The sequence below is a fragment of the Arthrobacter sp. RAF14 genome (assembly GCF_052114185.1).
Classification (GTDB): Bacteria; Actinomycetota; Actinomycetes; order Actinomycetales; family Micrococcaceae; genus Arthrobacter_E.
The window spans coordinates 1-21,357 of the sequence record NZ_JBFREG010000008.1; the positions used below are offsets into that span (position 1 = coordinate 1).

General features: G+C 67.0%; 18 protein-coding genes, 1 pseudogene and 1 CRISPR repeat array. Of the genes and pseudogenes, 14 read left to right on the forward strand and 5 right to left on the reverse strand.

Annotated elements, in window-relative coordinates; translation table 11 throughout:
- Together AB4Y75_RS14865 and AB4Y75_RS14870 are read left to right on the forward strand one after the other, a co-directional pair.
- The coding region (locus AB4Y75_RS14865) for a hypothetical protein (protein WP_441436657.1) at positions 1–624 on the forward strand (624 nt) is incomplete at its 5' end.
- Between the two features lie 311 nt (positions 625–935).
- Positions 936–1,655: an AAA family ATPase gene (locus AB4Y75_RS14870; RefSeq protein ID WP_441436658.1), complete on the forward strand. Its 720-nt coding sequence runs from the start codon at positions 936–938 to the stop codon at positions 1,653–1,655.
- A gap of 111 nt (positions 1,656–1,766) precedes the next feature.
- Here the strand turns inward: AB4Y75_RS14870 and AB4Y75_RS14875 are convergent, their stop codons facing one another.
- Both AB4Y75_RS14875 and AB4Y75_RS14880 read right to left on the reverse strand, forming a co-directional pair.
- Complete coding sequence (locus AB4Y75_RS14875) at positions 1,767–2,252, reverse strand: SRPBCC family protein (protein WP_441436659.1); 486 nt, start codon at positions 2,250–2,252, stop codon at positions 1,767–1,769.
- A gap of 47 nt (positions 2,253–2,299) precedes the next feature.
- Positions 2,300–2,650: an ArsR/SmtB family transcription factor gene (locus AB4Y75_RS14880; RefSeq protein ID WP_441436660.1), complete on the reverse strand. Its 351-nt coding sequence runs from the start codon at positions 2,648–2,650 to the stop codon at positions 2,300–2,302.
- A gap of 274 nt (positions 2,651–2,924) precedes the next feature.
- Here AB4Y75_RS14880 and AB4Y75_RS14885 point away from each other — a divergent pair, with 274 nt between their 5' ends.
- The 6 genes from AB4Y75_RS14885 (at position 2,925) to AB4Y75_RS14910 (ending at position 9,478) form a co-directional block, all read left to right on the forward strand.
- Positions 2,925–4,001, forward strand: coding sequence for a LacI family DNA-binding transcriptional regulator (locus AB4Y75_RS14885; protein WP_441436661.1), 1,077 nt, complete (start codon positions 2,925–2,927; stop codon positions 3,999–4,001).
- Between the two features lie 241 nt (positions 4,002–4,242).
- Positions 4,243–5,571: an MFS transporter gene (locus AB4Y75_RS14890; protein ID WP_441436662.1), complete on the forward strand. Its 1,329-nt coding sequence runs from the start codon at positions 4,243–4,245 to the stop codon at positions 5,569–5,571.
- A 30-nt stretch (positions 5,572–5,601) separates the two neighbouring features.
- Complete coding sequence (locus tag AB4Y75_RS14895) at positions 5,602–6,390, forward strand: alpha/beta hydrolase family protein (RefSeq protein WP_441436663.1); 789 nt, start codon at positions 5,602–5,604, stop codon at positions 6,388–6,390.
- A complete protein-coding gene (locus AB4Y75_RS14900) occupies positions 6,387–7,589 on the forward strand; it encodes a GDSL-type esterase/lipase family protein (protein ID WP_441436664.1) in 1,203 nt (400 codons plus the stop codon). Before AB4Y75_RS14895 ends, AB4Y75_RS14900 begins: the two co-directional genes overlap by 4 nt.
- A 171-nt stretch (positions 7,590–7,760) precedes the next feature.
- On the forward strand, positions 7,761–9,131 hold the full coding sequence (locus AB4Y75_RS14905; protein WP_441436665.1) for a collagen-binding domain-containing protein: 1,371 nt from the start codon (positions 7,761–7,763) through the stop codon (positions 9,129–9,131).
- A 26-nt stretch (positions 9,132–9,157) separates the two neighbouring features.
- Positions 9,158–9,478, forward strand: coding sequence for a hypothetical protein (locus AB4Y75_RS14910; protein ID WP_441436666.1), 321 nt, complete (start codon positions 9,158–9,160; stop codon positions 9,476–9,478).
- Positions 9,479–9,742: 264 nt separating this feature from the next.
- Here AB4Y75_RS14910 and AB4Y75_RS14915 read toward each other — a convergent pair whose 3' ends face one another.
- Together AB4Y75_RS14915 and AB4Y75_RS14920 are read right to left on the reverse strand one after the other, a co-directional pair.
- On the reverse strand, positions 9,743–10,450 hold the full coding sequence (locus AB4Y75_RS14915; RefSeq protein ID WP_441436667.1) for an RraA family protein: 708 nt from the start codon (positions 10,448–10,450) through the stop codon (positions 9,743–9,745).
- A 221-nt stretch (positions 10,451–10,671) separates the two neighbouring features.
- Complete coding sequence (locus tag AB4Y75_RS14920; protein WP_441436668.1) at positions 10,672–11,691, reverse strand: GlxA family transcriptional regulator; 1,020 nt, start codon at positions 11,689–11,691, stop codon at positions 10,672–10,674.
- Positions 11,692–11,803: 112 nt separating this feature from the next.
- Here AB4Y75_RS14920 and AB4Y75_RS14925 point away from each other — a divergent pair, with 112 nt between their 5' ends.
- The 3 genes from AB4Y75_RS14925 to AB4Y75_RS14935 are packed head-to-tail and all read left to right on the forward strand — an operon-like array spanning position 11,804 to position 13,146.
- A complete protein-coding gene (locus AB4Y75_RS14925) occupies positions 11,804–12,250 on the forward strand; it encodes an alcohol dehydrogenase catalytic domain-containing protein (protein ID WP_441436754.1) in 447 nt (148 codons plus the stop codon).
- Positions 12,211–12,726 (forward strand): zinc-binding dehydrogenase, encoded by a 516-nt coding sequence (locus tag AB4Y75_RS14930; protein WP_441436669.1) that lies wholly within the window; start codon positions 12,211–12,213, stop codon positions 12,724–12,726. Before AB4Y75_RS14925 ends, AB4Y75_RS14930 begins: the two co-directional genes overlap by 40 nt.
- Positions 12,727–12,738: 12 nt before the next feature.
- Entirely contained in the window at positions 12,739–13,146 is a 408-nt protein-coding gene (locus AB4Y75_RS14935; protein WP_441436670.1) for a nuclear transport factor 2 family protein, read from the forward strand.
- A gap of 194 nt (positions 13,147–13,340) precedes the next feature.
- On the opposite strand, the pseudogene AB4Y75_RS14940 reads toward AB4Y75_RS14935, so the two are convergent.
- Positions 13,341–14,821: pseudogene (locus AB4Y75_RS14940) on the reverse strand (NCS1 family nucleobase:cation symporter-1).
- 339 nt (positions 14,822–15,160) lie between these two features.
- On the opposite strand from AB4Y75_RS14940, the gene ggt reads away from it, so the two are divergent.
- The 3 genes from ggt to AB4Y75_RS14955 all read left to right on the forward strand — a co-directional run bounded on the left by ggt (position 15,161) and on the right by AB4Y75_RS14955 (position 17,983).
- Positions 15,161–16,990: a gamma-glutamyltransferase gene (ggt, locus tag AB4Y75_RS14945; protein ID WP_441436671.1), complete on the forward strand. Its 1,830-nt coding sequence runs from the start codon at positions 15,161–15,163 to the stop codon at positions 16,988–16,990.
- Positions 16,991–17,140: 150 nt separating this feature from the next.
- Positions 17,141–17,536: a VOC family protein gene (locus tag AB4Y75_RS14950; protein ID WP_441436672.1), complete on the forward strand. Its 396-nt coding sequence runs from the start codon at positions 17,141–17,143 to the stop codon at positions 17,534–17,536.
- A 9-nt stretch (positions 17,537–17,545) separates the two neighbouring features.
- Positions 17,546–17,983 (forward strand): GNAT family N-acetyltransferase, encoded by a 438-nt coding sequence (locus AB4Y75_RS14955; protein ID WP_441436673.1) that lies wholly within the window; start codon positions 17,546–17,548, stop codon positions 17,981–17,983.
- 86 nt (positions 17,984–18,069) lie between these two features.
- A CRISPR array of direct repeats spans positions 18,070–21,091; the repeat unit is 29 nt; unit sequence GGGCTCATCCCCGCCTGTGCGGGGAGCAC.
- Positions 21,092–21,357: the final 266 nt, after the last annotated feature.

Consider the following 21,357-nt stretch of genomic DNA (forward strand, 5'->3'; position numbering starts at 1 on the left):
CTCCCGGGCCTGCCCGGCGGCAACGGCACCGGCACCCTCCCCGGCCTGCCCACCCTCCCGGGCCTGCCCGGCGGCAACGGCACCGGCACCMTCCCCGGCCTGCCCACCCTCCCGGGCCTGCCCGGCGGCAACGGCACCGGCACCMTCCCCGGCCTGCCCACCCTCCCGGGCCTGCCCGGCGGCAACGGCACCGGCACCCTCCCGGGCCTGCCCGGTGGTAACGGCACCGGCACCATTCCCGGCCTGCCCACCCTCCCGGGCCTCCCGGGCGGCAACGGCACCGGCACCCTCCCGGGTGGAACCACTGGCGGGACCAACCCCGGCGCTCCCGGAACCGGCAACGGTGGCAACACCGGACCCGGAAACGGCACCGGCTCCGTCCCGGTCTCCGTACCCGGCGTGTTCATCCCTAACGCCACTCCCGGCACGGGAGCAGGTTCCTGGGTGGATCCCACCGCAGCGGGCTTCGACCCGTTCTCCATGGCAGGTTCATCGCCTGATATCACCGGCGATTCCTCCAAGGAGCTGGCCCGCACGGGCGCCATCCCCGCAGAAGCCACTTTGGTGATGGGTCTGCTGATGATGGTCGGAGGATTCTTCCTCATGCCGAGGCGTCGCGGCTGACACAGGAACCTCCCGTTCCTGAACTGGTCCGGGTGGGTGGGCGATAACCATCGCCCACCCACCCGGGCTGCCCCGGTCCTTCCAGGCCGGATGACGCACAGTACAAACCCTCATCCCCTCGCTCTCCCCAACTCAGCACTCCAGAGGCACAGCAACCGCCCGGGAACGGTCCCCCCACCGTTCCCGGGCGGTTGCTCCTTGCGCTCAAGCACCGTCTCTCCCGGCGTCGACGACGTCTCCGCCCGCAAAAGCACAGGTGAGCTACAACGGCTGGGCGACTTCTTGTCAGATCCCTCGACTAGCCTGCTGTCATGCAATGGGCCGAGTATCCGATCCGACGGGTGGAGCCGGATGACCACAGACCTGCTCCCCGCGATGAATGGCCTGCCACTCTGCCGCCGGTCGCGCAGCTGCTCGACGACGGGCTGGACCTCGGCCCGGCGACGGTGTTCGTCGGGGACAACGGCACCGGAAAGTCCACGCTGGTGGAAGCCATCGCTCTCGCCTTCGGCTTCTCCCCGGAAGGAGGATCCACCGGAGCGATGCACTCGACACGCGTGTCCGAGTCACCCCTCCACGAGCATCTCCGCCTGATCCGCAATGCGGGCGCCTCCCGTCGCGGCTACTTTCTGCGAGCGGAAGCGATGCACGGCTTCTTCTCCTACCTCGAACGGAATCCCGGCACGCGACCGGAGGCCGTCTTCCACGAGCTGTCCCACGGCGAGTCCTTCCTGGAACTGGCGATGGAACGCTTCCGGGGCGCCGGCCTCTGGATCCTCGACGAACCCGAGTCCGCCCTCTCCCTCTCCGGCTGCCTCGCGCTCATGGGCATCCTCAAAGACCTGATCGACCGCGGCGATTCCCAGGTCATCCTCTCGACGCACTCCCCGCTCCTCGCCGCCCTCCCCGGCGCCACCATCTACGAGGTCGGCGCATGGGGCCTCCGCCCCGAACAGTGGGACCAGCTCGACCTCGTCAAGAACTGGCGCAACTTCCTCAACGAGCCCGAGCGCTACCTCCGCCACCTCTGACTGCCACCTTTACCAGACAGCAAAACGACGACGACGGCGCGCGGCCGCCGCCCTGCCCGGGCACCTGGCCGCACGCCGTCGTCGTCGTTCTGCTGTGCGTCTGCGGGAGCTTTACTCCGCGAGGATTGCGTCGATCTGTCCGAGCGCCTCCTTCATGCCTTCCTCCATGCCCATCTCCACGAGCTCCTGGAGCTGTTCGACGGTGTCGTTATGGGACTCGATGGTCATGCGCGTGCGGCCGCCGAGGTCCTCCAGGGTGATCCGCATGGTTCCCGAGGGGGTGTTCGGGTCCGGCTCGCCGTTCTCATCGGCGAAACCGTCTTCGATCTCCAGGCCGGTGGGGCGGGAGATCGAGAGGAACTTCCACCAGCCGTGGGCCTTCTCGCCCTCCGGACCGGTCATGTGATACCTGGCCTGGCCGCCGGGAGCGAACTCGAAAACGGTGAACGTGGCGGGCCAGGTCGGCGGGCCCCACCAGCGCTCGAGCTGGCGCGGGTCCTCCCAGAGCTGCCAGACGCGGTCCACGCCGGCGTCGAACTCATTGACGATGGTGAGGGTCAGGGCCTCGTAATCCTTGACCGAGCTGATGACTGTCATGTCTTTCCCCTTCTGTCCTGCGTCCTGTTCCGTTTCCTGTTCCGGAGTCAGTCCTGCCGCTCTTCGGCAAGGATCCGGTCCATGCGGAGCGAGCGCTCCCGCCAGATCTCCTCGTAGCGGTCCAGCACCTGGCGGGCCAGGGCCAGCCGGTCGTGATCTGCGCTGACCATCTGCTCCCTCCCCCGCTTGTCTTTGCGGACCAGACCGGCACGTTCCAGGACGGCGACGTGTTTCTGAACCGCGGCGAAGCTCATGGCATAGAGGGCGGCGAGGCCGGACACGGAGCGTTCCGCCAGGGACACCTGCGTGAGAATGTCGCGTCGGGTGGCGTCGGCGAGCGCCTGGAAGAGCCTGTCGAGTTCTTCCGGTTCGGGGATACGGAGCTGTTCTACAACCATTTGGTTGTACGTTATCGCTCGGGGCGGCGGACGTCAAGAGGTTTCGCTGCCGGTACCGATTCAGGTGACACACCCAGACACCGCGAACCTGCCGGAGAACGGCTCGTGCTGATGGTCTCGACAACAGTCGAACGCCGAGTCCTGGCGTAGACGTGGATTAGAGTGGCCAGGAACACCGGACACCCAGGATTCACCTCGGCCGCGACGGCGCCGGCGCGCTTTCCCCGCCGGAGTTCACACCGGATTTCAGGACCGCAGAGGAGGGCAAGTCATCATGGCGGCAGGCCAGACACCTCAGACTCCACGCCGGGTCACCCTGAATCACGTGGCCGAACGTGCCGGCGTTTCGCGTTCCGCAGCATCATTCGTCATGAGCGGTCGGACTGATCAACGACTGTCCGCTGACGTTTTCGCGCGCGTCCGCGCAGCGGCAGAGGAGCTGGGATACAAGCCGAATCTGACTGCGAAGACCCTCAGGACAGGCCGTTCCGGCACGGTGGCGCTCGTATCCGACTTCGTCAGCACCACGTCGTTCGCGAGCACGATGGTGCGTGGCGCGCTCGAAGAACTCTGCCAGCGTGATTCCCTGCTCTTCACCGTGGACACCCACGGGAGAGAAGATCTTGAATCACGGCTTTTGGACAGTCTTCTGGCACGGAACATCGACGGCATCATCTACGCATCGATGTTCACCCGGACCGTCGTGGTCCCGCCGGTCTTGAAGGACACCCCCGTCGTCTTGCTGAACTGCCTCTCCGACGACGGCGGCGGGGTCTCCGTGATACCCGATGAGGCTTCTGCGGGCGAGGACGCCGCGCGCCTCCTCCTGGAAGCCGGGCACACACAGGGCATCTGGTTCGTCGGATCCATGCCTCCGGGACAGGTGGGGGGCAAGATCTGGCCTCGCTGGGCGCCGCTCGCGCTGTCCGAGCGGCGCAAGGGGATCGATAGAACGCTTGAGAACGCCGGCACGTCACTCGCGGGAAGCGTCATCGTGGACAACGACTGGGACATCGCGAACGGACGCGCCGCCGTCGCCGACCTCCTGACCGCAGGCGAGCGCCCCAAGGCTTTGATCTGCGCCAACGATGCGGTGGCCATCGGAGCGAGTCACGCTGTCCGGGCGGCTGGACTGCGGATTCCCGCCGACATCTCCCTGGTCAGTTTCGACGGCACCCCACTGGCCCAGGCCAGCGAGCCGGCACTGACCACCATCGCGCTCCCTCATCTGGAGATGGGCCGACGCGCCGCTTCGCTGCTCTCCGATACCGACCGCACGCCTCGCTGCATTCGCATCGCCATGCCGGTGATCCCCGGAGGCTCAATCACCAGGCCGCGCCTGGGTCTCTGATCACACCGTCGGCATCCGGCGCGGCATGACGTCGCTCCCGGATGCCCGCTCGTTCCTCCGCGGCACGCCCCACACCACGTTGGCCGCCCCCTTCCAGCGCGACGCCCCACCAAAGTCTCAAGTCCTCCTTACACTCGGCGCTCCTCTTTACAGTCAGTGCTAAATCGATCTAGCATTCTGTTGTCCGGCCGAACGGCACCTCACGTCGCATTCGGACGCCGGAGTACAAAGGAGTAATCACATGGATGGATCACGCCGCTTCGGGGCGTCGGGCCCCAACGCCTGGTGGGTCGGTTTCGTCTGCGGAATGGCGACTTTCGTCGACGCCGCTGCCACCACGGGCATCGGCATCGCCTTCGTCCTATTCCAATCACCGGCCCCGGGCGCGCCAGGACTCACACCAGATCAGATCGGAGTGCTCACCGGCGTTCTGACGGCTGGAGTGGCCATCGGCTCGCTGCTGGGCGGCCGTTTGGGAGATCGGTTCGGACGCCGAACGATTTTCCTCGCAACGATGGCACTCATCGTCGCCGGAGCGGCGACGCCGTTCATCGGCACCGGTTTCGAAACGCTCCTGCCGGGCGTGGCGCTGATCGGCTTGGGAGTCGGCGCGGACTTGCCGGTCGCTCTCGCGACCATTTCAGAAGCGGCCACCGATCGGAACCGTGGGAAGATCATCGTCTTCTCCAATCTCCTGGGCGGATTCGGCATCCTTCTGGCGGTGGTTCTCGGCATCCAGTTCGGCGCTCTGGGACCGGTCGGTGGCCGGATCATTTTCGGCGCGTTCGGCGGTGTCGGGCTGCTGGTACTGGTCCTCCGCCTGACCATCCCCGAATCCCGGACGTGGCTGCTCGCCCGGAGCAACGAAGAGCCGGCGGCCCGCACCACGCGCATCACCACCGGACGGCTCGCTGACCTGGGTAGATCTCCTCTTCGGCGCCCGCTGGGCTTCCTCCTGGCGTACTACACCCTCACCTCTCTGGCCATCAGTGTCGCCGGCAGCTTCGGAACGTTCGTCGCGGTGAATGTCGCCCACCTCCCGGTCGGCGAGTATCAGACGTGGACTCTGCTGGCGATGCCGGCGGCCGTGGTCGGCGCACTGTGGTTCATGTCCGTGGCAGACACCCGGTTCAGAATGACCTATTTCGTCCTCGGAGCGGTCACGGTGGTCGTGTCCAACCTGGTGCCGGTCCTGTTCGGATTCTCCCTGCCCACGCTGATCATCTCCGTGATCGGGTCGACCTTCGCCGGCGCGTTCTGCTTCGAGACCATCATGAAGGTGTGGACGCAGGAGTCCTTCCCCACGATGCTCCGGGCCACCGCCCAAGGGACGATCTACGCCGTGGCACGGTTCGCGACGGCCGGCCTGAACGTCGTCACTCCGGCTCTGCTCGCTATGAATCCCGTGGGGGTCTACACCGGAGTCGCGACGGTCGCGGCGCTGGGTTTCCTGATCGGATGGCTCGGTTTCCGCCGCAACACGATCAACCATTTCTCGGTCGACAAGTCAGCCGGTTCAAGGAACCGTCTCGCCATCTCCGCCCATCACGGCACCGTGCCCGCGCCCTAGCGCCTCTGCGAATCAGGAAAGTTTTCCACAATGGATCTCAGACCACTGCATACGACTGTCAACGGCATCACCTTGCGGGGCTCGCACTACCTGCCTGCCGGTGCCCGCCCCCTCGGCACAGCCGTGCTCTTCCACGGGTTCGGCGGCTCCCGGGTGGAAACCACCGGGGTCTTCGTCACGCTCGCCAGAGCATTGGCCGCAGCCGGGATCGCCGTCGTCGCCTATGACCGCGCGGGACACGGGGAAAGCGACGGCGACTTCCTCACCACAACGGCATCCGGGGACATCACACAAGCCCACCAGGTGCTGGAAGCGATCACTCGACTCGAAGGAGTCGACGCCGAGGGATTACACCTGGTCGGCATGAGCCTCGGCGCAGTGATCGCGTCCGTGGTGGCAGCGGAAAGTGCATTCCCCATCCGTTCGCTGACGATGTGGTCGACCGCCGCCGTCTTCACTGACGACATCAAATCGGGCCGGCTGCAGGGAAAGTCCTTGGACTCCCTCGACACCGACGGATACTTCGACTTCCTCGGTATGCGTCTCGGCCCGGCCATGCGCGAAGACGCCATGACATTCGACGTCTATGGGCGCGCGGCCGCCTACCGAAATCCAGCGCTGCTTCTGCATGGCAGCGCCGATTTCGTTCCCGTCTCCTATGCCGACCGTTATCTCGACGAGGAGGTTTTCGGCGTCAGGGCCGAATTGCAGGTCGTCGCCGGAGCCGACCACGGATGGGCGCAGCTTCCTCAACGGGATCTGCTGATCGCACGCACCACTGATTTCATCCTCAGCAACACCCACGGAAAGAAACCATGAACACCCTCTTCTCTCGTACCGGCCTCGGCGAAGTCGTCGACCTTGAGGGCGGCAGCGTCCTCTTGAGCGGGCACCTGGACACCATCCGCTCCAATGGCGTCCGCCCCGTGCGGATCCCCACCGCGGCCTGGCAGAAGTTCCCTCCCCACGGAGAGAATCTGCGCGCGGTGACCATGCAGGCAAGCGGAGTGCGCATCGCCTTCGACACGGCGTCCACGTGGGTCAGTCTCCGAGTCCGGTGCACACGTTTTCAGGTCGAGGACTTCATGGGAGCCCGGAATCACTTCGTCGCCGAGATCGGTGAATGCGAAGTGGGCCGGATCGACTCCCCGGTGAACGCGGTCCTGAAAGTGAACCTGGCCGGAGACAGGGCGCAGCTGCTGGGAGCCGGCGAGCCGGCGGACATCCTGTTCGACGCCCTTCCGCCAGGGCTGAAGACCGTCGTCGTCTGGCTTCCACAGGGCATGATCATCGACCTGATCGGCATCCACGGAGACTCCTCCATCAGCGCCTCCGCCCCCAGCGATCGCCCGGTGTGGCTACACCATGGAAGTTCCATCAGTCATTGCGTCGAAACGCCCTTGCCGACGGGTGTTTGGCCGGTCATCGCGGCGAAAGAGGCCGGGTTGGAAGTCATCAACCTCGGTTTCGGTGGGCAGTGCATGCTGGACCCGTTCGTCGCCGATGCCATCGCTTCGGCTCCGGCGGATGTGATCTCTCTGAAGGTCGGCGTCAACATGGTCGGCGCTCGCTCATTCGATCAGCGCACCTTCGCCCCCGCCCTGCACGGGTTCATCGACCGGATCCGCGTCGGTCACCCGGACACACCGATCGTGCTCACCTCGTCGATCCTGTGGCCCGGCAGCGAGGACACCCCGGGACCATCCGATGTCGAATTCCTTCCCGCAGGTGCCCTGCGGTGTTTCACCGCCGGCGCCAAGGAGGACGTCCTCAAGGGCGCACTGACCATGCAAGAGTCCCGGCGTCACGTGGCACATGTGGCGGGCATGAGGGCAGCTTCAGGAGAGAAGATCCACTATCTCGAAGGGCTGTCGCTCTTCGGCCCGCAGGACACGAAGCGCTTCTCGATGCCCGATTCACTGCATCCTGATGCGGAGCTCTACGCCGAAATCGGGCAGAGGTTCGCCCACGCCGTGTTCGGAGACGGCGGACTCGTCCCCCGGTCCACCCTCGGCTGACGCCACATCACCGCCCGCCCGGGACCACTTCCATCTTGAATCAGGGGCGTCAAACAGATGCCTCACCATCACTACGACGCTCGGACATCCGCCGAGCCACGAGGAGAACACAACGTGTCGCGACACGCAGTCACCCGACATCCGCGCTTGACCCGGGGCGGAACAGCCGCCTTGGCGCTGACCACCAGCGCAGCGCTGCTGGGCGCGGGTTTCCTGAATGTAACCGCTGCTCAGGCAGAAAGCACCACCACCGGCCGCTTCAACCCCCTCGCCGAGTACTCTGACTGGAACGTCGTTTCCTTCGGAGACACCACCGTCCACGCCGAGAGCGAAGGCGCGGTGGCGACTGCGGGAAAGCTTCGCTTCGCGAACACCAACATCGCTTTCAAATCGACGTCGTCCATCGCGCTGCTGACCGGTGGGCAAATCGACTTCGGGGCCTCTGCCGGCCAGCTGCAGATCAACAACTCCGGCTCGGTCAAAGTGGGTGACCTCAGCAACGCCACGGCGATGGACACGGATCAGAACGGCGCCCAGGTGAACACCCAAGTGGTCCCGACAGGGTCCGCGTACGGCAGCACCCCGGCCGTGGCGGCCAACCATCGCCAGGCCGCCGGCACGGTGTCCGCCCCTGGTCTGTTCTCCCGGACGTTTTCACAGGCCCGGGCGAACAGCACGTCCAGGGCGGTCGCGGACGCCGCCACGGCCCAGTGCAATGCCGAGCGGGTCATCACCCCGTCTGCTGCGGGAGGCCGTGTATCCCTCAGCATGACACCCGGAGTGAACTACTGGAACGTGTCCGCGCAAGACCTTTCATCCCTGCGTGAGATCACGTTTTCAGGGCCGGTTTCTCCCAGCCCCTCCGACCCGCTGGTGGTGAACGTCAGTGGCGGAGCAGAGGCGACATTGAACCTGACCATGGCGGGAACTCGCGACCCCCAAGGGATTCTCTTCAACTTGCCCGGCATCACCTCGATCACCCAGAGCGGCGACTCGATCGACGGTTCGCTCCTGGCGCCGAACGCCACCTACCTTAAGAAGAGCGCCAACCTCCAGGGCACCGCGATCGTCGCCGAGGCGGACCTGGCCGGCTCCGAAGAGCATTACTACCCGTTCTCCGGCTACATCTCGAGCTGCGGTGAAACGCAGTCGACTGCGCCGGCCACGAGCCCGGCCCCCTCAGTCACCGAGTCTCCCAGCCTCCCGGCCACCGAAGCGCCGGCCACCACGACGCCGGCCACCACCGCGCCCGGTGTCCCCCGCCCTTCGGAGACCGCCCCTGCTCCGGAGAAGACCCCGGGGAGTCCCACCCCCGGCCAGGTCACTCCATCTCATCGCGGCCCCTCGGAACCGACGAGCCCCGGGACCGCTTCCGTCCTCTCGAGCTCGAACACCCCCGTGGAAACCACTCCGGCGCCAAGCACCGGAGAGCTTGCCCGCACCGGCGCTCCCGGAGTGACATCCGTACTGTTGTTCCTCGGCGGCGGCGCGCTGTTCGTCGGCGCCATCGTCGTCCTGCGCTTCCGGGCGCGCAGAAGCTGATTCCTGAGCCACTCCCAGGGACCCCGGTGGATTCTTCCACCGGGGTCCCTGGGAGTGCCGGCCTTTTTTTGATCGGTTCGGAGTTCGGAGAGGTCATATCGGCAGCCGAATCTGCCGGCAAAGTGCTGGGAACCGCCCTGACCTTCGCACTATTGGCCACCCTGATCCCTTGCGGTCTGATTTTCGCGACGCGTCCACGCCCCCTGGCGAAAGTTGCGAAACGAGAAAGCTACAGATGGACTCGTCTGTGGCTGCCGCTGAGAGAGTGCATCGTACCCACCGCCATGGTCAGCGGATTGATCCTGACCGTGCCGGCACCCATCGCGATCACCACGGCACTGTCGTGAAATCATCGTGAAGAGACCCTCGAGCACGCAGTGAGAACCACCCCCATCCATCGCCCCGGCGCCTGAGACGGTGGCGAAGCCGCGTGCGCTCGCGGGGCCCGCCGGCTCAACGAGCCGGGATACCTGTCAGCGAACCGGCACACCGCTCGAGAATCATCGCTCAATCCATGCACACCTTGCCCATCTCCCTCATGGCAAGCCCGACCCGAAGGAGTGGGAGGCGCCGGGTTTCACCGATCATCTCAGCATCTTCCGCCCCCTGGCCTACTCCTCGATTTCCCCGCCGACCGCTCGGAGGTAGCGGCGAAACGTCATCTCCGGATCTGCTCTCCGAGCGGCGAGGTACCCCGCGAAATTGACCTGGTGCCTCAGCGTGGCGCCCTGCAGCATCCGTATGGCCTGTCCGCGCTCCGTCTCACGGATCGCCATGGCTGCATCGGCCACCTCAGCGGCGCGGTGGAGAGGAACGAAGACGACTCCGTCATCGTCTCCCACCACAAAGTCGTCAGCCGTGATCGAGTGAGCACCGGACATTGCGGATTCGAGCGCCACCGGATCACGCCGGTCAAGGCGTTGCGGCCCGGCCGGCAACGCACCCTGACTGAAGACCGGAAACCGGATCGTCCGAAGCTCCGCGGTATCTCGATGCAGTCCCCAGATCACGACGCCGGCAAGACCGGCCCGGCTGGCTTCGAGCGCGACCAGGTCGCCGAGGCACGCTTCGTCACGGCGGCCGCCGTTGTCCACGACCAGGACATCACCGGGCTCGGCCTGATCGATTGCTTCGAGAAGGACATCGGCGCTGCCGAAGTGCCGAACGGGAAGAGCGCGTCCGGCAAGAAAAGCTCCGCTCCACAGCGGGATCGTGCCCGTGGGCGCACAACGGACTTCGATCCCCAGACGCAGACAAGCATCGGCGACGTGTGGGGTGTTCAGGTCCAGGTACGTTTGACGCAGCATTTCATGGCCCATCGACACAGGTGCTCCTTCAGATACTCACGATGATCGTCGCCGTGGACCGCAACCGAAAGGGTCGAAACCCTGCGTTCCGGGCTCACAGCACGAATGCTTCCCTGAGTCATTCTTTCCACAACTGGCCTTGAAAGATGTAGCCAGTTCAAACTACTGGCCCCACCCTCCCCGCGACCCGCATCGGCCCGTGCCGGCCTGAGACCGCACCTCGCAATCCGCAATCACTCCGAAAGGGGCAAACCTTGACGAAGAGGCCCGGCAGGAATACGAGGGTCACCGGAGAACAGCCTCCGATAGTCCTGGAGAGACCGCCCCGTGCACCGCTTGAAGTGGGTCCGGAGGTTGGCGCCGGTGCCCATACCCACCGCTTGAGCGATCGCCTCGACGGATAGGTCCGTGCCCTCCAGATACTCTTTGGCCCGGTTCACCCGGGCCTGGATGAGCCAGCGTCCGGGAGGCATGCCGTTCTCGGCCACGAATCGCCGCTCGAACGTGCGCGCGCTCAGATGAGCGCGTTCCGCCAGTGATGCGGTGGTGTGGGGCAGCTCGAGATGCTCAAGGAGCCATTGGATGACCCCGGCCGTCTCCGGGCCCGCCTCCACCCCGATCGGCGTCTCGATGTACTGAGCCTGCCCTCCCTCCCGGAATGGGGCCACGATGCAAGCCCGCGCCACGCGGTTCGCCGCACGCGTCCCGTGATCCGCGCGGACGAGGTGCAGGCACAGATCAAGGCCGGCTGCCACACCGGCAGAGGTCAGCACCGCACCTTCGTCGACGAACAGCGCTTCGGGCTTGACGGTGATCGACGGATGCCGCCGGGCCAGAAGATCTCCATGACGCCAATGAGTCGTCGCGATGCGACCGTCGAGCAGACCCAGGGAGCCGAGGAGGAACGCGCCGGAACAGATCGAGGCAATGCGGCGCCCGCGCACCGTCGTCGCGCCCTCTCCCAGATGGTGCCTTAAACACTCGGCAAGACGATCGCTTTCGGCGGGATCCAGGAGGGTCTCACTCGAACTGATGATGACGACGTCGGCAGGCCGCAGCTTCTCCTCAAGCGGCTCAGTCGTCAGCGTGAGCCCCTCAGCGGTCACCACTTCGCGGGAGCCGTCCGCGGACACCACAGCCACGTCATACAGCGCCGCTCCCGCGCCGTCGCGGGCTGCCCCGAAGATGCGGGACGGGATTCCGAGCTCGAACAGGGGAGCACCGGGAACAGCCACGGTCACGATTCTCTGCATGGCGAAATCCTTTCACAATGTGACGATTCCGCCACTTTCGCCAGGTCCATCATCTTGGAAGGCTGGAACCATGAAGTCCCACACCGCAGAGCCCTCCACGATGCGCACCGCCATGGCGGTGACTGCCGGTTCAGATCCGGTCATCACGCGGACATCCGTTCCGGACCCGGGGCCCGGTGAAGTTCTCGTCCGCATCAAGGCGGCCTCCGTGAATCCGACCGATGTCATGACGTGGAGACGCGGCCGATTCCCCACTGGTGAGACGACTCCCATGGTCGGCGGGTATGACCTGGCCGGCGAAGTAGTGAGCATCGGCAGAGGAGTCACCATCCTTCAACCCGGCGACGCAGTAGCCGGCATGCCACGTTTCCCGCACCCCGCCGGAGCTTTCGCAGACTTCACGACGGCGCCGGCCCGCCATCTCGCGAAAGTTCCGGCAGGCGGCCCGGGGGCTGCAGAACCGGATTGGGGCAGGCTCGCCGCCCTTCCTCTCGCGGGATCACGGCATGGCAGGCCCTGGTGGACACCGCCCGGATCGCGCCGGACGACAAGGTTCTAATCCACGCAGGCTCGGGCGGCGTGGGCCATCTCGCAGTGCAGCTCGCCGTACACCTCGGCGCGGAAGTCACCGCTGTCACCAGCCGCCGGGGCCTGGAACTCGTGCAGTCCCTCGGGGCGGCCCACGTGGTCGATCGCTCGGACCCTGGCTGGCCGGAAACGGTTTCAGCGCAGGACGTCGTCGTGGACACCGTGGGAGGGAGCATCAGCCGGTTTTCCCTGCGCCTCATCGGCGCCGACGGCATGGTGGTCGCTCTGCACCCGTATGCACACGACGAACTGGCGCGCTCCGACCGACGGCTCCGCCGCATGCTCGTCGAGCCCGATCATCATGCGCTGTCCTCCATCCTGGCGCTTCACAGGAGCGGGCGGCTGGTCCCCCATATCGGGGCCCGATACGAACTTGAACGCACCGGGGAAGCGCTCCGGCATGTCGAGCAAGCCCGGACAACCGGGAAAGTCATCATCCACCTCTGATCAGGAGAAACCATGAGCACCACCATGAACACCCGGGCCGTCGTCGACGCCTTCTTTGCCGGCTTCGGGTCCGGCGACCTCGACGCCGTCAAGGCACTCTTCGCGCCGGAGTTCACCTTGACGGTCCATGGAAGCCCCCGCACGCCGTGGGCCGGCACCCGACGCACCCGTGACGAGCTCGACGGATTCTTCGCCGCCTTCGGAACGCTGGGACCGGCCACGGAGTACGAGATCGAGCACCTCGTCGTCGATGGCCCGCACGCCGTCGCACTCGGCCGCAATGCCTTTCCCGTCACCGAGACGGGCAAGACGTTCACCAACACCTTCGCCCTGCATTTCACCGTGGCCGAGGGGATGATCACCGGGTACCGGATGCACGAGGATTCGTACGCGATCGACCAGGCGTTCACCGCTTCGTAGGCGAGAGCCTTCGCCGCACTTCTGGCCCGGAATCGCGTGGCGCGCCCCCTTGAGGCGCAGAAAGCGATTCCGGGCGCTTCCCCACCAGCAGACAGCGAAGTGCCACCGCATTGACGGGCGCGGTGGCACTTCCGAGGCTTCCAGGCAGGGTCAGGAGCGCGAGGAAGCCTGCCGTGTTCGTCCGGGTCTGATCCCTAGATCACCCCCTCCAGCTCGACGTCGTCCGCGGCGGCTCCGGACCGGCGAGCACCCGCCGTCGAGCCGCCCATGACGACGTAGTACGCGACGCCGGCAGTCACCAGACCGATCGGCCAGGCGAAGGCGGCGGCAGCGCTGAAAGCCGGCACGAGCGCGAGCACGGCAGCCAGCAGCGCGGTCGGAAGGAAAACAGCGATCGCTTTGGGATTGACGCCCTTGCGAAAGAAATACTCGCCGTTCTCGTCAGACCGGTACAGGTCCCGGATGTTCACCACACCCCGGCGGATCAGGTAGAAATCAGCCGCCATGATCCCGAAGAGCGGGCCGAGGAAAGCACCCAGTCCGCCGAGGAAGTAGTTGACCACCACGGGGTTGGAGTAGAGGTTCCAGGGCATCACCAGGAGAGCCAGCACGGCACTGATCAGCCCTCCGCGCTTGAACGTGATGTGCTTCGGCCACACATTGGCCAAGTCATAAGCCGGCGAGACGAAGTTGAGGACCACGTTCACGCCGATGGTGGCGACGATGAACATGACCGCACCCACCACCAGGACCGTGGTGTCGGGGACCTTCGCCAGAATGAGGGCCGGGTCGGTGATCGCCTGACCGAACACCACCACGGTGCCGATGGTCATGGTGATGCTGATGGCGGCGAACGCGGCGAAGTTCACGGGATGCCCCAGAAGTTGCCGCGGACCACCGACTTCGCGGAGGCGGCGAAGCGCGTGAAATCACAGTAGTTGAGCAGCATGGTGGCGTAGGTGGCCACCAGCAGGAAGGCGCCGGTGAGAACCCCGCGGAACGCGTCCCCGCCGGAGAGCGGGGCGATCGAGAGATCCATGGGGATGTTCCAGTGCGCCTGCGAGAGGAGCCAGACGGCCATGCCGAGCATGACGGCCCACACGATCGGGCCCGCCCAGTCCTGGAACCGGCGCACCGCCTCCATACCGCGGGTGATGACCACCAGTTGCAGGATCCACAAGAGGATGAAGCAGGCCCAGCCAAGGAGCGAGAGGCCCAGGAAACTCTGGTCCTGCCAACGCTGCAGGCCCGGATCGATGCGGAGCAGGAGCACCACCACGGCCATGGACGCCAGGTATGTCTGGATGCCGTACCAGCAGATCGCGATGACGGCACGGATGAGGGCGGGGATGTTGGCTCCCCAGATGCCGAAGCTGATGCGCGCCATCACCGGGAAGGGCACGCCGGTGCTCTGACCCATCCGACCCGCCCAGTTCATGCCGAAGAACAGGATGCCGGTGCCGAGGAGGATCGCGGCCAGGACCTGCCAGCCGGTCAGGCCGATCACGAACAGACCCGCGACGAAGGTGTACGTCCCGATGTTGTGGATCGCGGACATCCAGACTGCGAAGAAACTGTAGGTAGACCATTTGCGCTCGGTCGCCGGCGCCAGGTCGTCGTTGTAGAGCCGGCCCGTGGGGTCGAGCGCGGCCAGAGACTGAGGGTCAGTCATCATGGTCACTTCCTGCCATGTTCAGCTTTTCCCGGAGCGGTCGGCCTCACTCCACCGGAGAAGGCGGGAGGGGGAGGCCGCGGGGAGAGCCCGGGGAAGGGGGATGAGCTTTCTTGGGATCCCATCTTGGGATCCCAATTGGAAGTGTCCTGCATCACATGCCGCCCGGTCAATGCCCTGCCCGAAAAACGTTCCTGCGGCGCGTGTCATGACGGGCTTGTGACCACTCCTCCTGCGGGTTCGGAACCCCGCGTCACGAACGCCCACACCATTGCCCCGCCTCCCACCCCGCAGTAGCGTGACAGAACCGTCAAGTTGCATGACTCGATCAGGAGGAATCACGTGAACCGGTTACCCAGAAGAGCGGCGGCGGGGCTCTCCGCCCTGACGCTGGCCCTCACCGCAGGGGCGGTCTCGCTCCCCGCGGCCCACGCCGACCCGCGGCACACGGAGAAGACGCCGACGGCGGTGGGCTACGGCGGCGCGGTGAGCACCGTCGATCCGGAAGCCTCCGCCGCGGCGATCGAGGTCCTGCGCAAGGGCGGCACGGCGGCCGACGCCGCCGTCGCAGCCGCAGCGACACTCGGCGTGACCGAGCCGTACAGCGCCGGCATCGGCGGTGGCGGGTACTTCGTGTACTACGACGCGACGTCCCGCAAGGTCAGCTCGATCGACGGCCGCGAGACTGCTCCGGCCGGCATCAGCCACGACGCCTTCATCGACCCCTCCACCGGCAAGCCCTACCCCTTCACGCCGGAACTCGTGTCGAGCGGGGTCGCCGTCGGAGTCCCCGGAACGCCCGCCACTTGGGAACGGGCGCTGCAGCGCTGGGGCAAGCTCAGCCTGGGCGAGGCGCTGAAGCCGGCCATCAAGGTGGCCGAACGCGGCTTCGTCGTCGACGACACCTTCCGCCAGCAGACCCTCGACAACAAGGACCGCTTCGCCGCGTTCACCTCCACCAGCAAGCTGTACCTGCCGGGCGGTGAAGCTCCCGCCGTCGGCACCGTGTTCCGGAATCACGACCTCGCGGCGACGTACCGGCTGCTCGCGAAGCACGGCACCAAGGCGTTCTACGGCGGCCCGCTGGCCGCGGAGATCGCCCGCACCGTGCAGGCTCCGCCGAAGACCCCCGGGACGAAACTCCCCGTGCCGGTCGGGTCGATGACCACGGCGGATCTGGCGAAGTACACCGTGGCGGATCAGGGCACCACGCACGTGAACTACCGCGGCCTGGACGTCTACGGCATGGCCCCGTCCAGCAGCGGCGGCACCACGGTGGGCGAGGCACTGAACATCCTGAAGACGTCCGAGTTGTCCGGGATGAGCCCCACCCAGGCCCTCCATCACTACATCGAAGCGAGCTCCCTGGCGTTCGCGGACCGGGGAAAGTACGTGGGCGACCCGGCCTTCGTCAACGTCCCGACGGCGGCGCTGACCGATCCGCTGTTCGGCAAGGAGCGCGCGTGCGTGATCGATCCGGCGAAGGCTCTGCCGAAGCCGCTCGCCCCGGGCGACGTCACGAACTACGACGGCGTCTGCCCGGCCTCCACGGCGAAGCCGGCCGAGGAACGCGACACCGAGAACATCTCCACCACCAACCTGACCGTGTCCGACCGCTGGGGCAACGTCGCGGAGTACACCCTGACGATCGAGCAGACGGGCGGGTCGGGCATGGTGGTGCCGGGCCGCGGGTTCCTCCTGAACAACGAGCTCACAGACTTCTCGACCGTCTGGAACGCCGATGACCCCAACCGGATCGAGCCGGGCAAGCGCCCGCGGTCCTCGATGTCCCCGACCATCATCCTGCAGGACGGCAAGCCGTTCCTGGCACTGGGTTCGCCGGGCGGCTCGACCATCATCACCACGGTGCTGCAAACGATCCTGAACCGTGTGGACCTCGGCATGGACGTGTCCCAGGCGATCGCGGCCCCGCGGGTGTCACCGAGGAACGGGGCCACGGTCGTGGCCGAACCGGCGTTCATCGAGAAGTACGGCACCGGCCTGAGCGCTCTGGGTCACAAGCTCGTGGCGTCCGGCGATTCGTTCACCTCGGCATCGGAGATCGGCGCCGCGACGGCGATCGAGTTCCGGCCGGATGGGAGCACCGTGGCCGCCGCTGAGCCGACGCGGCGCGGAGGCGGCTCCGCGATGGTCGTGTCCGGGAGGCGCTGAGCCGACGACATGCCGAGGGCCGACGACGGCGGAAGGAGACTTCCGCCGTCGTCGGCCTTTTGCCTGTCAGCCTGCGCGTCTGCTCAGGGAGCCGCGGTCACCAGGCGATCAACCCTGGGCAGGCGCCCTGATCCCTGCTTGACTGGGCTCATGGCGCATCCACTGGTGTACATCCACTTTCCCGGCACGGCGCGGCAGGCGCTCGAGTTCTATCAGGGCATCTTCGGCGGCGAGCTGAGCCTGAACACGTTCGCCCAGTTCGGGCGCGACGACGGCCCCGCCGAGGCGATCGCCCACGGCATGCTGATGGGCCCCGTGGAGCTGGCCGGGGCGGACGCCGCAGGCGAGGAGCGCCCGCTGCGCGCCGAGGGGCTGATGCTGTCCCTGTTGGGCACAGCGCCCGGCGAGACGCTGCGGGCGTGGTTCGACCAGCTCTCCGACGGTGGCGACGTCGTGGACCCGCTCCAGGCGCGGCCTTGGGGCGCGACCGACGGGCAGGTCGTGGACAGGTACGGAGTGCGGTGGCTGGTGGGGTTTGAGGACTAGGTGGGGCCGATGACCGACGTCGACGTGCACTCGATCCGCATCGAACACGATGCCGAACTGACCCTGGACGACGTGCTGCCCTTGTACGACGCCGTCGGATGGAGCGCCTATACGGATGAACCGGAAACGCTGCTGGCCGGTTTGCAGGGTTCATCCTTCATCGCGGCGGCCTGGGATGGCGACGCCCTCATCGGCCTGGCCCGGTCGATCTCGGACGACGCCACGATCATGTACCTCCAGGACATCCTGGTCGACCCAACCCATCATCGGAATGGCGTGGGCCGCGCACTGGCCGAGACCGTCCTGGACCGATACCGCCATGTCCGCCAGAAGGTGCTGCTCACCGATGACGACCCGGCCCAGAAGGCTTTTTACGAATCACTCGGATTCACCGAGGTGGGGGCCGCCTCCGCCGATCAGCTGCGGAGCTTCGTACTCCTGGGGTAGCGGGCACCGAGGGGTCCCATGCCCAGTCTCCGGGCAGGTGCTTGAGGGGAGCGCTCCGTGGCATGTTCCGGGAACACCCGGTCACAGGACTCATCCCCGCCTGTGCGGGGAACACCGGTGTGGCCGCGGACGTGTCGTAGAAGGTGGACGGCTCATCCCCGCCTGTGCGGGGAGCACCCGGGACGGCACTCGATGTGGATCGACGTTGCGGGCTCATCCCCGCCTGTGCGGGGAGCGCAGGAGATCGCGGGCCATGGGCGGCGTCACCGCGGGTTCATCCCCGCCTGTGCGGGGAGCGCCCTACTCGATGCGGGGCCGTGGCGGGAAGTCCGGGCTCATCCCCGCCTGTGCGGGGAGGACGATCGCTCCCCTGCGCTTACATGAGGACGGCCGGGCTCATCCCCGCCTGCGCGGGGAGCACGTCCCGGTGTGGGTGACGGACACAAAGCTCGAGGGCTCATCCCCGCCTGCGCGGGGAGCACGTCCCGGTGTGAGTGACGGACACAAAGCTCGAGGGCTCATCCCCGCCTGTGCGGGGAGCACTCGCCAGCGGTCGGGTGATCCGCCTGCGGCGGGGGCTCATCCCCGCCAGTGCGGGGAGCACGACCGGTCCGAGCCTGCCGCGTTGGCCAACTGGGGCTCATCCCCGCCTGTGCGGGGAGCACTGGATGGCCGGAACGAAAGCCGCCACCAGCACGGGCTCATCCCCGCCTGTGCGGGGAGCACCGCAGCGGGACCAGCGTCGTGATCGACATCGAGGGCTCATCCCCGCCCGTGCGGAGAGCACGCCGGGACCAAGCTGCCGGCCACAGTACCCGCGGGCTCATCCCCGCCTGTGCGGGGAGCACATCCAGGGGCTCGTGCCGCTTGTCACCACGGTGGGCTCATCCCCACCTGTGCGGGGAGCCGACAACGCCGTCATGAAGGTCTCGACCGCCCGGGGCTCATCCCCGCCTGTGTGGGGAGCACGCCGCTACCTCGGTTGGCCTGACGAAGAACGAGGGCTCATCCCCGCCTGTGCGGGGAGCACCGCGCCCCCGGTCAGGTCAAGGGCCGTTCCGGGGGCTCATCCCCGCCTGTGCGGGGAGCACGGCGCCTTCAAGATGAAGGACCGGTTCGCGAAGGGCTCATCCCCGCCTGTGCGGGGAGCACTGCATCCGGCCCCGCCGGTCACCGCTCCTGGGGGGCTCATCCCCGCCTGTGCGGGGAGCACGGCACGCTGCTGCTGCCGATCCTCACGCAGGTGGGCTCATCCCCGCCTGTGCGGGGAGCACTCGGCGAGTTCCTGGATGATGGCCCGGCGCACGGGCTCATCCCCGCCTGTGCGGGGAGCACTTCGTGATGATCAGCCCCAGTACGGGCAACATGGGCTCATCCCCGCCTGTGCGGGGAGCACTTCCCGGACTTCATTCGAGTGATCGGGGATCAGGGCTCATCCCCGCCTGTGCGGGGAGCACTCATAGACGGGGGCTTTCGCGGCGGCCGGGAGGGATTCATCCCCGCCTGTGCGGGGAGCACCCCTTGCCGATCACGCGGATTCGGCCCGGCATGGGCTCATCCCCGCCTGTGCGGGGAGCACTCATGGCCGGCCACCTCGGGAAGATGCCCCTCGGGCTCATCCCCGCCTGTGCGGGGAGCACGACGCTTGGTGTGTGTCGTGGGTGGATGTGCCGGGCTCATCCCCGCCTGTGCGGGGAGCACTTCAGCTGTGTGCCGATCAGTGTTCCGAGTTCGGGCTCATCCCCGCCTGTGCGGGGAGCACCCGGAGGGAACTGGCGATCGGCGACAGCCAGTGGGGCTCATCCCCGCCTGTGCGGGGAGCACGAGCCCGCCCGGGCCGTTGATTACCCCCCAAGGGGCTCATCCCCGCCTGTGCGGGGAGCACGGGACCCGATCCCGGGCGACATCGAGGACGCCGGGCTCATCCCCGCCTGTGCGGGGAGCACGTCGGCTTCACGAAGACCATGATCGACCTGTCTGTGGCTCATCCCCGCCTGTGCGGGGAGCACCATACAGGCCGGTGGGCCGGGCGCGGCATCCAGGGCTCATCCCCGCCTGTGCGGGGAGCACTGGAGGATGTCCTCGACGGCCTGGGCCTTCGCGGGCTCATCCCCGCCTGTGCGGGGAGCACTACCAGACCTTTCGGCCCTCGCCCATGCACGCGGGCTCATCCCCGCCTGTGCGGGGAGCACCGCCGCGTGCCGAGCCGGTCGAGATGGGCGACGGGCTCATCCCCGCCTGTGCGGGGAGCACCCATTTTCCGGGGGTGGCCGCGTGACCATCGAGGGCTCATCCCCGCCTGTGCGGGGAGCACATCATGCCCGTGAAGATCGTGGCCTGGTCCGCGGGCTCATCCCCGCCTGTGCGGGGAGCACGGGCTCCTTGGCATCCATTCGCCGTCGCGTGAGGGCTCATCCCCGCCTGTGCGGGGAGCACAACGGCCCGCCTTCGGAGGCGGGCGTGTTCGCGGGCTCTTCCCCGCCTGTGCGGGGAGCACCAGTCCAGCGGTTGGTGGTTCAAGTCCGCCCCAGGCTCATCCCCGCCTGTGCGGGGAGCACTTAGGGGTGTTGATGGTTGCGGTTGCGAGGGTGGGCTCATCCCCGCCTCTGCGGGGAGCACCGCCCGACCCAGGCCGCCATACCCGGCGCACAGGGCTCATCCCCGCCTGCGCGGGGAGCACATGACGCCGTCGGTCGTGTAGATGTAGATCGAGGGCTCATCCCCGTCTGTGCGGGGAGCACGTCACCGACATGTCGGGCGCGACGGTCAACAAGGGGCTCATCCCCGCCTGTGCGGGGAGCACGTCGGCTGGGCGGGCGCTGGTTCTATTGACTGGGGCTCATCCCCGCCTGTGCGGGGAGCACTCCTTCTTGAACTGCTCTGCCAGCACATCCTTGGGCTCATCCCCGCCTGTGCGGGGAGCACCGCCTGGGGCACCTCAGCACGCCCGATGACCCGGGCTCGTCCCCGCCTGTGCGGGGAGCACATTCGGGTCGCCCTGCAAATCCTGTGGCTGCCGGGCTCATCCCCGCGTGCGCGGGGAACACAGCTTGTCGGCCGCGACCACGCACCCGTCGTTGGGCTCATCCCCGCCTGCGCGGGGAATACCTCACCCACCACAGAAAGGCACAACCATGTCTGGGCTCATCCCCCGTGCGAGGGGAACACGAGACCGGTGGCGCGATCATCCAAGTCGCCGCCGGCCCATCCCTGCGCGCGGGGAACAGAACACCCTAAGGGCGCGCCTGCATCGTCCGGAGGCCAGGGCTCATCCCCGCCTGTGCAGGGAGCAAGTGAACGATGCACCTTTCCACATAGACGAATGAGATTCGGTCCTTCGACCGGACGAGTTCGGCCAAGTCCGGCGACCGCGG

Bases quoted from the DNA above. Each gene is read 5' to 3' on its own strand.
- AB4Y75_RS14885 (WP_441436661.1), top strand. From the start codon at position 2,925: ATGGCGGCAGGCCAGACACCTCAGACTCCACGCCGGGTCACCCTGAAT.
- AB4Y75_RS14925 (WP_441436754.1), top strand. From the start codon at position 11,804: ATGGCGGTGACTGCCGGTTCAGATCCGGTCATCACGCGGACATCCGTT.
- AB4Y75_RS14870 (WP_441436658.1), top strand. From the start codon at position 936: ATGCAATGGGCCGAGTATCCGATCCGACGGGTGGAGCCGGATGACCAC.
- AB4Y75_RS14915 (WP_441436667.1), bottom strand. From the start codon at position 10,450: ATGGGCCATGAAATGCTGCGTCAAACGTACCTGGACCTGAACACCCCA.
- AB4Y75_RS14920 (WP_441436668.1), bottom strand. From the start codon at position 11,691: ATGCAGAGAATCGTGACCGTGGCTGTTCCCGGTGCTCCCCTGTTCGAG.
- AB4Y75_RS14875 (WP_441436659.1), bottom strand. From the start codon at position 2,252: ATGACAGTCATCAGCTCGGTCAAGGATTACGAGGCCCTGACCCTCACC.
- AB4Y75_RS14935 (WP_441436670.1), top strand. From the start codon at position 12,739: ATGAGCACCACCATGAACACCCGGGCCGTCGTCGACGCCTTCTTTGCC.
- AB4Y75_RS14900 (WP_441436664.1), top strand. From the start codon at position 6,387: ATGAACACCCTCTTCTCTCGTACCGGCCTCGGCGAAGTCGTCGACCTT.
- AB4Y75_RS14955 (WP_441436673.1), top strand. From the start codon at position 17,546: ATGACCGACGTCGACGTGCACTCGATCCGCATCGAACACGATGCCGAA.
- AB4Y75_RS14880 (WP_441436660.1), bottom strand. From the start codon at position 2,650: ATGGTTGTAGAACAGCTCCGTATCCCCGAACCGGAAGAACTCGACAGG.
- AB4Y75_RS14895 (WP_441436663.1), top strand. From the start codon at position 5,602: ATGGATCTCAGACCACTGCATACGACTGTCAACGGCATCACCTTGCGG.
- AB4Y75_RS14950 (WP_441436672.1), top strand. From the start codon at position 17,141: ATGGCGCATCCACTGGTGTACATCCACTTTCCCGGCACGGCGCGGCAG.
- AB4Y75_RS14890 (WP_441436662.1), top strand. From the start codon at position 4,243: ATGGATGGATCACGCCGCTTCGGGGCGTCGGGCCCCAACGCCTGGTGG.